Here is a 15585-nt window from a genome sequence, read left to right on the forward strand (position 1 = left end):
AGGTGCCAGCAGGATAGGAGTGGGCAGAGTGAAAGAGAAGATCATTACTGTGATTGGCAGTTTAAATTTCGATATAATCTTTAAGCAGCAGCGGTTAGCCGTAATGGGAGAAACCTACTCGGCTGATAATATGACCATCACGTCTGGAGGCAAAGGGGCTAATCAGGCCGTTCAATGCGCTAAGCTTGGCGCAACCACCTACCTGGTCGGTTCAGTTGGCCGGGATGTTTTGGGGGATCAATTGCTGCAGGATTTGGCCGATTATGGCGTAAATACCGATTACGTCACCCGAGTGGATGCAACGACAGGTGTCGGGGTCGTTAATGCCTTAGAGGATGGAGCTCTGATGGCGACGATCTCCAAGGGAGCAAACTATGCGATGACTACAGAGAGAATCGATGAAATCGAGTCTCTGTTGAAACGCAGCTCAATCGTGATTCTACAGTTGGAAATTCCGATCGAAGTCGTGGAATACTGTATTTATAAGGCCCATAGCCTAGACTGTTTTGTTATTCTTAATGCCGCCCCTGCTGCAGCCGTTTCTGCGAATGCACTAGCGAAGGTGAATTGTTTGGTTGTAAATGAATCCGAAGCTACTTTCTATTGTGGAGAGTTGATTGATGACCTGGAGTCCGCGTTGAAGTGTGGACGCGAGCTCTACGACAAGACGGGCGAGCTGCTGATCATTACGTTAGGCAAAAACGGTAGCGTGCTGTTTGACGCCGCCTCCCACGATCATGTGAAAGCAATGGAGGTTGAGTCGATTGAAACGACCGGTGCGGGCGATTCCTTTATTGGTGCGTTCGCCTGTCAGCTTCTCGACAGGAAAGAAATTGCCGCAGCGGCGGGGTATGCGACAAGGGCGGCGGCGATAACCGTAACAAAAATCGGTGGACAGCCCGCGATGCCAACATTAAGAGAGCTTGAAATGTCCGTTCCTAATGAAACTGGGCATATGGTATAATCGAATTAGTTTTTTTAGACGAATAAGGCTGTATTGCTTAAGGGCTGAGGTGGACCAATCATGATTCCGTATATACGAAGAAAGCAGATTCTTGAAGAGGTCGAGAAGAAAGAAATTGTATATGTCGAAGAACTGGCTCAAACGATGAAAAGCACTTCGTTGTCTACGATCCGCCGGGATCTCAAAACTCTGGCCGACGAAGGGCAAATTGAGCTTTTGCGGGGCGGCGCCGTTCGAATCAAGGAGGATGCCTATGAAACTCCGATCCAAACCAAAGTGTTATTAAATATTGAGAAAAAGGATCAAATTGCGAAGTTTGCAGCTTCGCTTGTGAATGAAGGGGATGTCATCTATATAGATTCTGGGACTACCGTGTTCGAGATGATCAAATATTTGAAAGAGAAAAATATTAAAGTGGTCACTTCCAACACAAAAGTGATCGCCGAAATTGATGATGCCAAATTCAGCTGTATCGTCCTGGGCGGAGAAGTTACGAAGTCTCTCGCTTCCATTGCGGGCCCGTTAACAGAAACCCAACTGGACAGCATGTTTTTTGACAAGGCATTCCTAGGCGCCAGCGGTTACAGCCTCAAGAGCGGGATCAATACGCCGGATCCGAAAGAAGCCAAGAAGAAGGAAATCGTAAAGAACAACTCGGCGGATATATATGTTCTGTTGGATAGCTCCAAGGCAAATAAAACAACCTTCTGCAAGGCGTTCGGCATCGAAGAATGTATTATCATTACCGATGAGTCCAACGATACCTTGGAGAAACATGCAAAGTATTTCGTAGCAACATGATCCGAATTGGATTTATTCGTCACGGGACGACGGAGTGGAATTTGTATGGCCGTATGCAGGGACTAATGGACATCCCGCTTGCGCATATTGGCCGAGATCAAGCTGTATTATTGGGAAAATCTCTTCAGCGTGCGGATTGGGATGGGATCTTGTCCAGCGATTTGGACAGAGCAAGACAAACAGCAGAGCTGTTGGCAAGCTCATCCGAGATTCCCTTCCTGGGCGTGGATGCACGGCTTCGTGAACGCGGATTCGGGGTTTTAGAAGGGACGACCCTGTCGCAAAGGATTGCAAGATGGGGAGAGAACTGGCGTGAGTTGAATTTGGGAAGAGAGTCGCTGGAATCCGTGCTCTTTCGTTGGGACTCTTTTTTAGAGGAAAACTCGCGTATTTATGACGGAAAACGAATTCTGATCGTTAGCCATGGGGGAGTTATTGAACCTGTTCTGGCCAATCGATACGGTACGGTGGTACAGCAGCATTTGACGAACACTTCCTTGTCTATCCTGAGCTTTTACACGTCCGGCTGGCGCTGTGATTTGCTGAATTGTAGTAAGCATTTGGAACAGTTTACAACGAGATTCTAATCGATTTTGATTATGTATAGAGAAAATCGTCATTCGTCGACGCGGAGGCTATTGTTTCGAGCTCAACGCCCTCTTTGGCTGGCTGCTTCGGGAGCTGGGGTTTTCCGTTACGGATCTTGTGGCCCGCTTCTGGAGGGATGAAAGCAATCTCCCTCCGAAGCTGCGCCACCATGTTTTAAAAGTCGAAACAGGTGTTTCGCCTCTGACGGCGTACAAACCTTCATTCCTCAGACTAAAGAGGAGTATGACGAAGCTCTGCGCACTTATTTTGGTATCGTAATTGAATAAAGCGTAACCCTCTTGCCGCCGAATTATTCGAGCATCAGAAGCTCCCGAATATCCTGCTCGGACAAGGAGGATAAGGCTTCCTGGCCCGGCTGGATAACCTCGTCGATGAGGCTTTTCTTCTTCTGCTGAAGCTCATGCATCTTGTCCTCGACCGTACCCTGCGTAACGAGACGAATGACTTGGACAACGTTCTTCTGTCCAATCCGGTGCGCGCGGTCGGCGGCCTGCTGCTCGACGGCGGGATTCCACCAGAGGTCATACAGAATAACTGTGTCGGCTCCGGTTAGGTTAAGTCCAGTACCGCCGGCCTTCAAGGAGAGCAGGAACAGCTCACGCTCGCCGTCGTTGAACCGATTGCAAAGCTCTACCCGCTCGGAAGCTGGCGTTTGGCCATCGAGATAGAAATAAGGCACGCCTTGATAGCCAAGCTCGCGTCCGATTAAGCCAAGCATCTCGGTAAATTGCGAGAAGATGAGCAGCCGCTTGCCCGCGCTGCGGCATTCCTCGATCATCTCGAGCAGCTGCTCGAATTTGGCGGAGCTGCCTTTGTAGCCCTCGACGAACAGGGCGGGGTGGCAGCAGAGCTGGCGCAGCCTTGTGATCCCCGCCAATATTTTAATCCGGTGTTTCTGGAAGCTGTCCTCGCTAAGATGCTTGACGGTTTCCTGCTGCAGCTTCGCCAGCAGGCTGACATAGAGCTTCTTCTGCTCAGGAAGCAGCTCGGAGGCTTGAATCGATTCGATCTTGTCCGGCAGTTCCTGCAGGACATCGGTCTTCAAGCGGCGCAGCAGGAAGGGACGGACGCGCCTCGCGACCGTCTCGCGGGTCAGCTCGTTAAACGCTTGGCGGCCCGGGAACAGCTCGGGGAATACAGCGCTGAAGATGGACCAAAGCTCCTCCAGCGTGTTTTCCACGGGCGTGCCCGTAAGTGCGAAGCGGTACTGCGCTTCTATCGCTTTCACGGCCTGCGCCGTTTGGGTCGTATGGTTTTTGAAATATTGCGCTTCATCCAGAATAAGCGTATGGAAGGTTTCCCTCGCATACTCGGCAATATCCCGGCGCAGCAGCGGGTAGGACGTAATAATAACGTCTGTTTCGCCTGCAACCTTCAGCACGCCGCTGCGCTCCGATTTACTGCCGTCCGCGATGACGGCGCGAATCTCCGGGGCGAATTTCTTGAGCTCATTCAGCCAGTTATAGACGAGTGAAGCGGGCGAAACGATTAGCGCGGGCTGCTCCCGTTTTCTGATCTCGGGCAATTCGGAAACGATGAAGGAAATCGCCTGCACCGTCTTGCCAAGCCCCATATCATCAGCCAATATGCCGCCAAAATGGTAGTGAGCGAGCGTCTTCATCCACTGGTAGCCGTATTTCTGGTAATCGCGCAGAACGGGTTCCAAACCTTCCGGAACGTGAAAATCCAGATTGTCAGGGTTTTGCATATTTTCCAACAACCGGCGGAACGATTTGCCGAACTTAATGGCCTTTCCGCTCCCGTTCGAATCCATAAGATGCAGGCCTCTTACGGCGGGAATGCGAAATTTCGCGCCCTCCACGTCGCTTTGGCGAATACCTACATCGTTCAGGAAGCGGATAATTTCTTGGAATTCAGCCGATTCGAGAGGAAGGAGCGCGCCATCAGGCAGCCGGTGATAGCTTCGTTTGATCTCAAGCGACTTCACCAAATGGCGAATTTCCGATTCCGGTATGCCGTCCATATTAAATTTGAATTCGAGCCAATCGGTTCTCTCGCCGATATCGACCTTAATGGACGGAGGCGCATGCTTGGTCACAATCCGCACCTTCACGGCCGATGTAGCGTATACCGTCAGCAGCTTCTCCAGCTGCGGAACGACATGGTACAGAAATTCGTACTCGGCTTCCTCATCCTCCATGAAGTAGCCTTCCTCCGTTTTGGCGAAGGGACTTAGCTCCATAAGCTCCAGTATGCGCCGTTCCTGCTCGCCGTCCCGCATCAGAATGCGGTCTGTGCCGCGTTTCTTATCGCTTGCCTCTAATGGATTAATATTAATGTCGCCGTATTGGAATTCGAGTCCCGCAACCAGCCGATCTCTTACCCGGTCCAGATAAAGCTTGGCCTTGAGCTGGGTTTGCAGGATTCGATCCGCGATCGAGTCGGCAATCTTCACGCTCCCGAGCTTCATCAAGCAGGGTACGACCTTCTCCATAAAAGGCTCCATTTGCTCTGGCGCGATCTGAATTTTCGACTTTTGCGAAGCGGCCAGCAGATGTTTCAACTCCGCAAGACGCCTGCAGGAGTCCGGCTGCAGCCTGATGAGCCTTCCTTCGGCTAACACCAGCTCATACTCCTCCATGACCGTCATTTGATTGAGGCCTTGAACATCGAGCTGATACCCGTCACTCCTTGCTTGATCGAATGCAAAATGGAGCGGAACCGCTTCGTCGGACAATTGTAAGCCGTCAAAGGTTTGGCCGTCGTGGATCAGCTTTACGGATGAGGCCGATACAAGCTGCGGAAGAAGCGTTTCCCAAGAGAAGGGCGGGATAAGCAGCATCCGGTCGCCGCTGGCAGGCGTATCTTTAAAGAAAGAACGAGTCGATGAATCCCTGTACATCGTCTCATTGCGGTAGATTTGTACAAGCTGCTTCATGATTGAATCGTTTACGGGCGAGAAGCAGTGGACAGCCGGGTCATAGGTGAAGTTTTTGGAGAATGGAAACGGCTCGCGCCGGTCAACCTTCTCTAGAAACTCCCTTATTTTTTGCACGATGTACAGCCGCCCCGGACCGGTCTTCAGCTCAATGCCGAACATATGCTTTCGGTAGCCGTAAGGGTACAGCTTACATGTGATCTCTAATTCGAGCGGTGTTCGGGTATCGAGCAGCTGACCGCTGCCGCTTGGGCGCGGCGGCTTGCGGGCGAATAGCCCGAGCATGTCGCTCGCAAGCCGGGATTCCGCAGCGGATAGGGCTGCATGCCTTGCAAACCGCGGAACAAGCTGCCCTTCCTCCAGCTCTTCATCGGCATGGGCGGGCTGATCTTCCGGATGCAGGAGGGAAGGGAATTTACGCGCCGGCTTGTCCGAGACCGACTCCAGCTCATGAATCTGCAACAGCGCCGCCGCTGCATGCTGGCAATAGGTCTCGTAAGAGCTGAAGGCAAGGCAGCTGCAGTGCGCGTCCACATCCCCATTGCGATCGATAACGATGGTTACATCGTTTCGCGAGGCGCCCTGTACGACAACATCGTAGCTGGAATCCCCGGTATGCGTAATCGTCACTTTTCCCGCGTTATAGAAAGCTTCGCCTCTTTCGTAGAAGGCTTCGCCGCATAATAATTTAATGACTCGTTTGGATAATCGAGAGCTCATAACGTTGATCCTTTCTTGTGAACGTTATCGATAAACGCTGCATGCTGTCAGGGAAAGCCTTATCCCGTGCTTCACCGGCTCAGGCTCTATTGCGATCATGTAATTATATAATAGCAGGAAAAAAAACGAAATGCGGGGGATCGATATGTTCGCGAGATTAATTGGAAATGGTAAGAATCTATGCTTGAATGTGAATGATATAGATTGGGTGTGAGGACGAACGGCCACATAAATCCGCCGATTATGAAATATTATTAATACAGCCATGAAGTGCAAAAAGACCGTCTGGTTTAGTCAGTAAGAGGAAGGAAGTGGAGCATGAGGATTTATATCGCGAAATACGGTGAGACATTAAGAAACATAGCGCAGAGACAGAATGTCGCACTCGAAGAGCTGGTTCCCCTTAACCCGCAAGTGGCGAGTCCCGACGCAAACCTTTCCGGCCGACAGATCAAACTGCCCCCGCCATCGGCATCGGCGGGAAATCGGATAACCGATTTCAAGAACGAATGGATTCCACTTACACCGCTAACGAGAATGGCGCAAACGGATTACGATGTGCTCATTGTCGGATCAGGAGCGGGGGGCGGAGCCGTTCTCTGGAGATTATGTCAACAATGGGGTATAAACGGGAAAAAGATCGGTGTCGTGGAAGCGGGAGATCTTTTGCTGCCGACCCATTTCTATAACATTCCAACGATGAGCCATCCGCGTGCCGGGAGGTACTTCGAGAAAGTGTCGACCCCGGTTGATCAAACCATGTTCAGAGAGCTATACGCATTTGGCGGCAGAACATTGCTTTGGGGGTTGCTGGCCCCGCGGATGCCCGCTTTTGAGACTGCGGATTGGCCCTTACCGGCAAATGAATTGCAATTTTATTATTCGATTGCGGAACGGGCCATGAACGTCACTCCCTTTTATCAGAAGGGATCTTATTTTACGTCCATTTTGTTGGATCGGCTTCACAATTACGGTTTTATTGATGCAATCCCATTTCCGGTAGCCGTTGACCAAGAAGCGACAAAGTACGGACAGATTCATTCCAACGCCGCTTTCAGCTCCATCGCTTTGTTTGCTGAAGCCTTGAACCGGCGGCCTTTCGATTTGGCCGTCAACTCCCGCGCAGTCGAGATCATCACCGAAAATAAGCGGGTCGCCGGTATTAGGGTCATGTCGGCGGACAAGAAATCCCATGTTCTTAAAGCAAAGACCGTCGTGCTGGCGGCAAGCACGTTTCAAACCCCTCGTCTGCTGCTTGCTTCCGGAATTACAGGACGGGCGATTGGCCATTATCTTACCACTCATTCTCTTCTGGGGATAGCGGGATATTTGGACCGTAAACAATTCCCGGAGGTTTTAGGGAATCTGGGTATTGTGATTCCCGCTAGGGAAGACCGCCCCTTTCAGTTGGGGATCGACGGCCCCCCGCAAGGGTATAATGCCTATCAGCAGTACCAGATAGAACCGTTGCAGGAACAATTGAGAATTGTACCTGGTGCGTTCGGAGCAGTGGAATCGCAGTTTGAAAACCGGGTCGAATTGGATTCGGCCGTACGGGACGAATTCGGGGTGCCTGTCATACATGTCCATTTTTCCTATAGCAAGAAAGATGAGGAAGTCATTCGGCAAATGAAAGAAGGAACCCTGCAGCTTCTTTCCGCCGTGCAAGCTCATCCTGGTGAAGGGGGAACGTTCGAAGTCGGCCCTGCCGTGGAGGCTATTCATGATTCGGGGACCTGCAGGATGGGGAATGACCCCGATACTTCAGCAACGGATCGGTATGGTCAAATTCACGGAATATCCGGTCTCTACGTGGCGGACAACAGCGTCATACCAAGCAGCGGAACGGCCAACCCCACGCTTACCACAGTTGCTCTCGCGATTCGTACTGCAGATTATTTGATCCGGCAACTGAAATAATATCGAAAAACACATCAATTATTAACCAAGCGCCAGGGGTATCATCCCGTTTGCTTAAAATGCGGGAGGCAGCTCTGCTTTGCGCTTGAACTCCCTCCCGCCGCTCCTCATAATTAGTGAAGTTAGCCGCGTTAATGTCAATTCGCTCGCGTACCTGTTTCGTACACCCCTAACGTCGATACGGTAATACCGGTATCGCTCTGCGTTACCGTCCAGTCCCAGCCGCTTTTATAGCCGGTGAGCAGCAGTTTGCCCGTTGCTTTGTCATAAGTCCAGGTACCTGTCTTCGGTCCGTTCCAATAGAAAGAGATGGTGCCGTCCTTGTAAATCGTCAATGTGCCTCCATCCGCTCCGCTGCTGCCGGCCGGAACCCACATTTTCCAGCTGCCGATGAAGTAAGATGCATCTGCGGCAGACGTCTGCGAGCCGCTGTTGCTGTTGCCATTTTTACCGCTGGCAGAGCTGCCGGCAGCTTTCTGGCTGGTAATAACGATCTTTTGTGTCTTGTTGTCAAAGCTGATATTCTGCTTCAGTTGTTCGCTCACGAAGCGAATCGGTACCATCGTTATATTGCCGTAAATAGAGGCGGGTACATCCATCATGATGTTTTTGCCGTTTACCCTCGCGACGGATTTATCGATGACGAGCACGATCGTATCCGAGTTCATCGTCAGCGTGATGCTTTTGTCCTTCTGGTTCCATTTCACCGTGGCGCCCAGCGCTTCACTGACAAAGCGGAGTGGAATGAGGGTGCGGCCGTTATGCAAGAACGGCGAGGTTTCTAATGTAAAAGCTTTATCGTTGACATAAGCAGTCCGGTTGCCGAGCTGCAATACGATCAGATTCTCCGGAACGGTTGGTTCAGCATCGCCCTCTGCGACAATCGTCACCATGATTGCAGGAGAAATCGCTATCAGGTTGTCGTCTCTGTCATAGGAAGCGAGCTTATATAGATAGGTATGGCCGACGAAGGTGTAATGGTCGGAGTATTCCGTTTCCGTTATTTTGAAATCTGTCATTTTCATATAGGGCGCCCCATTATCCGAACGGTAAATGTCCCAAGTATATTCCCCCGGAAGCTGCTCCCAAGGAATTGTAATGGTCCCGTCCCCTTCAAACACATACTCAGCCGACGGATTCAGAACATCCTGAGCCGGAGAGCCGATTTCAAGCACTGACGGCAGATCATTGCCGCCGTTCTGTCCGTCCCAGCCCTCATCCTCCGGCGTTTCTAATACATATGAGAATCTGACCTGTGTAATCGTGAAGCCATTGTCCGGCAAAATTCGGTCGATGCGGAATTTGGCATGGGTGCCGTCATGCAGAGCAACGAGGTACAGCGCTCCTTGCTCCATTTCCAGCGAGTTGCTAAAGCCGGAAGTATATCGCTCGGTCGGAGCTGTCAATTCCTCGGCAGCAAGCTTTCGGATCGAAAGTGCCCCGATATCTCCGTACTGATTGATGACGATGTCGGCTTCCGAGCTGTCGGTCGTGTATTCCATAGTGAACAGGTTCAGTCCTCCGCGGTCAAGCACATTACCAGTCCAATTCAACGTGTACGGATGAATCTGATTATAAACCCCGGATTTCTCTTCCCCCCATTTAATCGTGCTTGCAGCTTGCGCCGCACCGGGAGCTAAGCCGGATACAGCAAGACACAGCATAAGAATCGTTAACATGGCTGCAATTTTGTTCTTCATTGGTCTTCACTCCTTAGAGATATAATAGTCACTGTGCTTCAATATATCGCATCGGTTTTACAGAAAGATAACATCGTATTTTGTAATGAATTTGTTATGTATTTGCAAGCTGGCACAATTATCATTTGATGTATGATGAAATGAGGGGAAGGGCGGGGATACCTGTGTTTATATTTAAAAAGGTATTATCAAGAATCGGAATCGGCGGTGTAAAGGTGGATCTGGAGCTTGCATCCAGTGAAGTGACGGCCGGAGAAGCGGTGGAAGGGATCGTTCGCATACAGGGCGGCTCCGTGGAACAGCTGCTGCATGCTTGTGAAATCAACCTGTATGCGGAATATACTTCATATGAGACGAACCCTCAGGGAGAGCAGCGGACCAGGTCCGTTAAAACGGTTATTCAATCGTATACGCTGGAGTTAGATTTTGTGCTGCAGCCTTATGAGAATCGCGAGCTGCCGTGCAGCTTGCTTATTCCGCTGCATACTCCGCCCCGGCTGACACGGGAGAAGGTATGGCTCCAAACGGCAATAAGTCTGGAGAAAGCAGTGGATCCTTCTGATAAAGATGTCATCGAAGTGCTTCCGGACCCTTTGCTGCGGCGGTTTTTGAATACGATGGAACGTCTCGGATTCTTTATGGTCAAGTCGCGTTTGACGGAGAACGGGGTGACGGATTCCAGTCCCGATCCATATGTTCATCGGATCGTATACCGTGTGCCTGACGAATATAGGGAAGAACTGCATGAGGTGACGGCAACGCCAATTTGGATGACCGATGCGCTGCATATCGCGCTGCAGATCACACGCAAGCAAGGGCTGCTCGACTCGATTGCAGGCAAGGATCTCGTGAAGGGCAAAATTGAGCTGATCCCCGAGCAATGGCAAACAAAGTGCGATGATGAGTTAGCTGCGCAGCTTGAGGACGTTATCGAGCGGTGTTTGCAGCAGGCATAAGCAACTGAGAAGAGCTGCATATCTGGGCAGAAAAGTGACGCTGCGACATCTCTTTTTTGCTATACTATGGGGGATATGAATAGAGAACCGGCGGTTGGCGCGGAAGGATAGAAAAGGTGGTGGCGAGTTCATGGCAGCGGATGCGCAGATCGACGACCTGCTGCGGCAGAGCCGTTTTAAGGATGCGTTTATTCTTATGGAATGTATAGCGCTGGAGGGCGGGATGCCGGATGAAGCGCAGATTCGGGCACTTCCGGAAGCGAGTCTGCATGCTTCCTCCCTGCTTACGCAGGCGCTGGGGGAAATCGTTTTCCTTCGCGGAGAGTACCATGAGGCAAAGCGGCTGCTCGAGCAGGCGGTCAAGGGTTATGGGGCGATGGCTTATCCGGCAGGGATGCTGTCTGCCATGTGCGCGCTTGTCCATGTACTGCTGAGGTTAGGCGAGTGCCCGGCGGCGGCAACGCTGCTCGAGTTTCTCCGGGAGGAGTATGACCGAAAGCCGGCAGAAGAACGCAGCGGAGAGCTGCCCTTTGCCCTTGCGGCAGGCAGCCGTCTTATCGGGGGCGGGAGCCGCGTAAAGCGGTGGTATATGGAGGCTGTCGATCTGTATGAACAGCAGCTTCGTCTGAAGGCAGCGGCGTTGGCGCTGGCGGAGCTGCTTCAATGCGGGCCGGAGCTGGAGCCGTCGGTATGGGAAGGGCTTGCATGGCGACTTCAGCGATGGACAGCCGATTCTGAAGTAAGCGCTGCCGTCTTGACGTGGATTCTGGCGCTGCGCGATGCCCAGTTGGGACAGTGGGAGCGGGTCTATTCACGCCTCAGGCCGTACATGCATGATTATTGGAAGGAGCAGTCCATGGTTCATCCCGCATATGTGCGGCTTCTCTATTTACGCGCTGCAATATTGAGCGGCTCCTGGGAGGCAGCTGCCGCTCTTGATGGACTTCGCGAGCTGCGGCAGCAATACCCCGTCGATCTGCGGCTGCAGCATGCTGCGCTGCTTGCACTGTCTGACGGCTGCCGCCGGTTTGGTCTTTCCGGGGAGGCGGATGAAGCTATGTCTGAGGCCGGATTCATCGGCCGGTACTTGATGCTGCCTGCAGATGCCGCAGTCTCTGCTGAATCACTTGCGCCAGCGCATGCGATTGATGAGAAGCCCGCTGACGAACAGACCGATCAGCCGAAGCCGGAGGGCGGCTGGCGGGTCAGCTTTTTCGGCGGCCTCTCCTTCGGGAGGGGTGCCGATGCAGTGCGGCATATCCGCTGGAAGCGCAAGAAAGCGCAGGAGCTTTGTATGTTCCTGCTTTTACAGCCTAATTACACCTGTCCGAGAGAGCAGCTGACCGAGTTGCTGCAACTGGGTGAATCGCCTGAAAAGGCGAATAAATCATTGTATGTCATTATTCATCAATTAAAGCAAACGCTCTATGACGAGCTGTCCATCCGTGACGGGATAAGTACCCGTGAAGGCTTGGTGGGGCTGCGTGAGGAGGCGTTCGAGCATGTTGATGTAGAGCGTTATCTGACCCTTGTCCGCGTAGCGGATCAGCTATGGCTCAAGGATTGGGACCTTGCCTATGAGCTGTATCAGGAAGCCTTTGCCCTCTACGATGATCTGTTGCCGGAGTTTCCGTATTTCACTTGGCTGGATAATAGGAGGGAGTACGTGCTGGATAAGCAGATTTCGGTTATCCGCAAGTTGTGCCAGCTGGCGGCGAAGCAGCGCGACAGCGTGCTTGAGGAAATATATTGCCAGGAATGGATCCGGCTGCGGCCTTATCAGGAGGAGGCTTATCAGCAGCTCATGCGGCTGTTGATACGCTCGAACCGTATGAGCGAGATGGGGTTCGTCTATGACAGATTTGCCGCGAGATGCCGCGATGAACTAGGGACGGAGCCGTCCGAAGAGATCCGTGCACTCTTTAGGGGGAGGGGCATTGAACATTTTACGTGACATAAGAGTACGGCTGATCGGCGTTTATGTTGCTTTCGCTGCGCTGGGGGCCGCTGGCATGTTTTTCTCTAATAAATACGTGCATGGCAACTCTGAGGAACAATTGGCAATGGTACTGAGAGGTTTGCTTGTCGGATTTCCGGTTTTGGTCGCGCTGCTCGCCGGATTTACATGGGTCCGGCTTCGCATCCCCAGCGAGAAGCTTGAGCCTTGCAGGATGGCGGGTAGAGACATGCGGAAATGGAGCCGGTTCACCAGCTTTCCTAAAGAATTATTTGTCTGGCTTGTTGGCTGCGGCATGCTGCTTACTCAGTTGCAACAGCTATCTGTTCACGGATTTCCTCCTTGGCCGGGGGATATCATATTCCAATATGGCAAAAGCACGCTGTTCAACTTGAATACCTTCGTTGCTTTCGGAATGATTCATTACAGCGCTGCAAGATGGGTGCTTCGGTCACGGATCCGGCAGCTTCATATCTATCATCAGGATGCTTCGAGCTTTAGAAGCGCCGGTGTGAACATGATTTTTTTTCTCGGCTGCGGGCTTACTTACCTGCTGCTGTGTATGCTTTGGTACGCGCTCAGCAGCGAATCGTCCGCCAGGGAGCCGCGGCAGGCGGTGCTGTTTATCATTTTGACGATTGTATTTGCCGTTACCTTTGCCGTCATCTATCATATGGCCTTCTACTTGTTTCGCGATATGGACTTGATGACGGCAAGACTGCGGGAATTGGCGGGAATGAAGAGGGCGGATCAGCGCAGCCGGGTACCAGTCGCTTCCCCTTATGAATCCGGAGAGTTGACGTCTGCGATCAATTCGTTGCAGGACCGGTTCGAGCAAGAATATGCGCGTCTGGATAAAGATCTTGATCTGGCGTTTCGTGTACAGGAACAGCTCTTCTCCCACCTGATGGCGGATTGGAAGGATTGGAAGCTGAATGGGTCGGCCGGTAAGCCGGGAGAAGTCGGAGGAGGCTTCTATGATGCGCTGCCGTTAACGGAATATCGGCTTGCTCTGACAGCAGGCACGGTGAGGGGACATGGACTGCCCTCGGCACTAGTCATGTCGGCGCTGGTCATGCTGTTCCGGACGACAATGAATGCAGCTGTGGGCGCCGGAGATTTGCTGACAGAGCTGAATCGTACGGCAGCGGGTTTTGTGAAGGACGGACTCAACGTTCATATGACTATTGCAATCATCGATTATGAGCAGGGGAGCCTCGAATATGCGTCTGCAGGCAGCATGCTGGTGCAGGTCGTTCAACCCGGTGCTTGCCTGGACGACCGGTCGAGCGCAGATCCGCTTGGCAGCAGTCCTCATAACCGGTATAAAGCCTCTCAAATGATTCTGAACCCGGGGAAATGCCGCGTTGTGCTCCATTCGGAGGATCAGAGCTCACTTACGGCTAGGCGAGGAGGGGGTGATCGGCTTGGCGGATAACCAGTCTGCAGGCTTGTTATTGCGGCTGTTTGCCGTGTATATAGCAGCGTTGTATGGAGGCTCGCTGTTTATCTTTTTGAACAATATGGTGATTAACGGCAGGACGCTGCGCCAGCTGCTGCAATTTAACATCCCGTTCGTATTGCTCAGTGATCTGGTATTGGCTGTTTTGCTTCTCGGTATTTCGTATTGGCGGCTCGGTCCGGTACTGCGCTACTTCCGACGATTTCGTCTGGAAGATCGAGTGGACAAGGAAGCGGTATTTAACCGGTTGGTGCGTTTCCCGATGGAGCTGTTCCGGGGAATGATTCTTTTATCGCTGCTGTTTATTTTTTTGTACCACTTTTTTGAAATCATGACAGGCCGAAGAGCACTTCATTCGCTTGATGCCTGGCTCGGGCTCGCGAATACTGTTGTGCGGGAGCTGAGTCTGTCATTTATTCTTTCCTTCCTGCTGCATAGCGCCTCCCGAAGGCTGCTGCGCGGTTATGCCATTCAGCTGGATATGAAGACCATTGCGGAGGATATGCGGCATTCGGCCGTCCGATTCATCGCATTATCCGTCTTTATTTGTTTTGTGATTACGTTTGCGCCGGCCTCGAGAGTTATTGTTCAGTCAGAGCCGGGTCATATTCGCCTCGGGGATTTTATTCTGCTGAGTGTGATTTATGCGGTATTTGCAATCGGAATGTTTGCCTTATATATTTCTCAGCTCCGGAAGGAGCTTAGTATGCTTGTTAACCGACTTTATGCGCTGTCCCGCGGGATGAAGACAGGTCTTCATCAGACGGTGCCGATCCTGTCGGGCGATGAAACCGGGAGACTGACCTCTGCCTTGAATATGCTCCAGCACCGTGTAGCGTCAACTTATGAAGACGTTGAACGTCAGCTGAAATTGGCGTACACGGTTCAGGAACGGCTCCTGCCAAGGGAGTTTCCCGCTATTGAAGGCGTGGAGTTTGCCGTGCTGTGTCAGCAATGCCAAGCGGTAGGCGGGGACTTCTACGATATGATTCCGCTTGGGGGACGGCGGTATTGCATCGCGATCGGCGACGTATCCGGCAAAGGCCTTCCGGCCGCTTTACTCATGTCCGCGATGATGACAGGACTTCGGACCGAAGCGATGAAAGGCGGGACGGCTGGCGACATTCTGACTCGTCTTAACAAGCATGTGTACCAGATGACTCAGGGGAAGCTTTATGCGACGATCGGTCTGGCTGTTATCGAACTGGCCTCCGGCACGATGGAGCTGGATTATGCAAGCGCAGGCCATCTGGATCCCTATCTGGTTCGCGGCGGCCACGTCATGGAGTGGCAGTGCTCATCATTTCCTCTGGGCATATCGCAGGATGAGCAGTATGAAGGAACGCATCACACTTTAGCAACCGGAGATTTGTTCGTTCTATACACCGACGGCATCATAGAGAGCGGCCATGCCTCCGGAAGCATGCTTGGTTTCGAGCGGTGGGAGCATGAGTTGAGACTATTGCAGCCTGATCGGGACTTGCAAGACCAGCTCACGGAGCTGCTCTCTCGGATTCGGGTTTTGGAGGAGGGCGTGGGCGATGCCGATGATCGGACTCTCCTATTGATGAAATGGAATGATATGGGTTGAATATAA

The 15585-nt window shown here is 52.1% G+C and carries 10 protein-coding genes and 1 pseudogene; 9 read left to right on the plus strand and 2 right to left on the minus strand.

Annotated elements, in window-relative coordinates:
- Window positions 1-28: 28 nt before the first annotated feature.
- The 4 genes and pseudogenes from L1N85_RS13255 to L1N85_RS13270 form a co-directional block, all read left to right on the plus strand.
- Window positions 29-964: a ribokinase gene (locus tag L1N85_RS13255; RefSeq protein ID WP_235238919.1), complete on the plus strand. Its 936-nt coding sequence runs from the start codon at window positions 29-31 to the stop codon at window positions 962-964.
- Window positions 965-1024: 60 nt separating this feature from the next.
- A complete protein-coding gene (locus L1N85_RS13260) occupies window positions 1025-1765 on the plus strand; it encodes a DeoR/GlpR family DNA-binding transcription regulator (RefSeq protein WP_235238921.1) in 741 nt (246 codons plus the stop codon).
- A complete protein-coding gene (locus tag L1N85_RS13265) occupies window positions 1762-2352 on the plus strand; it encodes a histidine phosphatase family protein (protein ID WP_235238923.1) in 591 nt (196 codons plus the stop codon). Before L1N85_RS13260 ends, L1N85_RS13265 begins: the two co-directional genes overlap by 4 nt.
- 19 nt (window positions 2353-2371) lie before the next feature.
- Window positions 2372-2545 (plus strand): annotated as a pseudogene (locus L1N85_RS13270) (arylamine N-acetyltransferase); the annotation flags it as partial.
- A gap of 118 nt (window positions 2546-2663) precedes the next feature.
- On the opposite strand, the gene L1N85_RS13275 reads toward L1N85_RS13270, so the two are convergent.
- Entirely contained in the window at window positions 2664-5993 is a 3330-nt protein-coding gene (locus L1N85_RS13275; protein ID WP_235238930.1) for a DEAD/DEAH box helicase, read from the minus strand.
- A 318-nt stretch (window positions 5994-6311) separates the two neighbouring features.
- On the opposite strand from L1N85_RS13275, the gene L1N85_RS13280 reads away from it, so the two are divergent.
- The gene (locus L1N85_RS13280) at window positions 6312-7913 is read left to right on the plus strand and encodes a GMC oxidoreductase (RefSeq protein ID WP_235238932.1); all 1602 of its coding nucleotides are present in this window, start codon (window positions 6312-6314) and stop codon (window positions 7911-7913) included.
- A 137-nt stretch (window positions 7914-8050) separates the two neighbouring features.
- Here the strand turns inward: L1N85_RS13280 and L1N85_RS13285 are convergent, their stop codons facing one another.
- Window positions 8051-9613: a copper amine oxidase N-terminal domain-containing protein gene (locus L1N85_RS13285; protein WP_235238935.1), complete on the minus strand. Its 1563-nt coding sequence runs from the start codon at window positions 9611-9613 to the stop codon at window positions 8051-8053.
- A 164-nt stretch (window positions 9614-9777) separates the two neighbouring features.
- On the opposite strand from L1N85_RS13285, the gene L1N85_RS13290 reads away from it, so the two are divergent.
- The 4 genes from L1N85_RS13290 to L1N85_RS13305 all read left to right on the plus strand — a co-directional run bounded on the left by L1N85_RS13290 (window position 9778) and on the right by L1N85_RS13305 (window position 15579).
- Complete coding sequence (locus tag L1N85_RS13290) at window positions 9778-10569, plus strand: sporulation protein (RefSeq protein WP_235238937.1); 792 nt, start codon at window positions 9778-9780, stop codon at window positions 10567-10569.
- Window positions 10570-10699: 130 nt separating this feature from the next.
- Window positions 10700-12523, plus strand: a complete 1824-nt coding sequence (locus tag L1N85_RS13295) for an AfsR/SARP family transcriptional regulator (protein WP_235238939.1) — start codon at window positions 10700-10702, stop codon at window positions 12521-12523.
- Window positions 12507-13964, plus strand: coding sequence for a PP2C family protein-serine/threonine phosphatase (locus L1N85_RS13300; protein WP_235238946.1), 1458 nt, complete (start codon window positions 12507-12509; stop codon window positions 13962-13964). Before L1N85_RS13295 ends, L1N85_RS13300 begins: the two co-directional genes overlap by 17 nt.
- Window positions 13954-15579: a PP2C family protein-serine/threonine phosphatase gene (locus tag L1N85_RS13305; RefSeq protein ID WP_235238948.1), complete on the plus strand. Its 1626-nt coding sequence runs from the start codon at window positions 13954-13956 to the stop codon at window positions 15577-15579. The genes L1N85_RS13300 and L1N85_RS13305 overlap by 11 nt, the downstream gene beginning before the upstream one ends.
- Window positions 15580-15585 lie beyond the last annotated feature (6 nt).

The sequence above is a fragment of the Paenibacillus alkaliterrae genome (assembly GCF_021532375.1).
In the GTDB taxonomy this organism is placed as follows: Bacteria; Bacillota; Bacilli; order Paenibacillales; family Paenibacillaceae; genus Pristimantibacillus; species Pristimantibacillus alkaliterrae.

Coding starts and splice junctions, on each gene's coding strand:
- L1N85_RS13260 (WP_235238921.1), top strand. CDS start 1,025: ATGATTCCGTATATACGAAGAAAGCAGATTCTTGAAGAGGTCGAGAAG.
- L1N85_RS13265 (WP_235238923.1), top strand. CDS start 1,762: ATGATCCGAATTGGATTTATTCGTCACGGGACGACGGAGTGGAATTTG.
- L1N85_RS13275 (WP_235238930.1), bottom strand. CDS start 5,993: ATGAGCTCTCGATTATCCAAACGAGTCATTAAATTATTATGCGGCGAA.
- L1N85_RS13280 (WP_235238932.1), top strand. CDS start 6,312: ATGAGGATTTATATCGCGAAATACGGTGAGACATTAAGAAACATAGCG.
- L1N85_RS13285 (WP_235238935.1), bottom strand. CDS start 9,613: ATGAAGAACAAAATTGCAGCCATGTTAACGATTCTTATGCTGTGTCTT.
- L1N85_RS13295 (WP_235238939.1), top strand. CDS start 10,700: ATGGCAGCGGATGCGCAGATCGACGACCTGCTGCGGCAGAGCCGTTTT.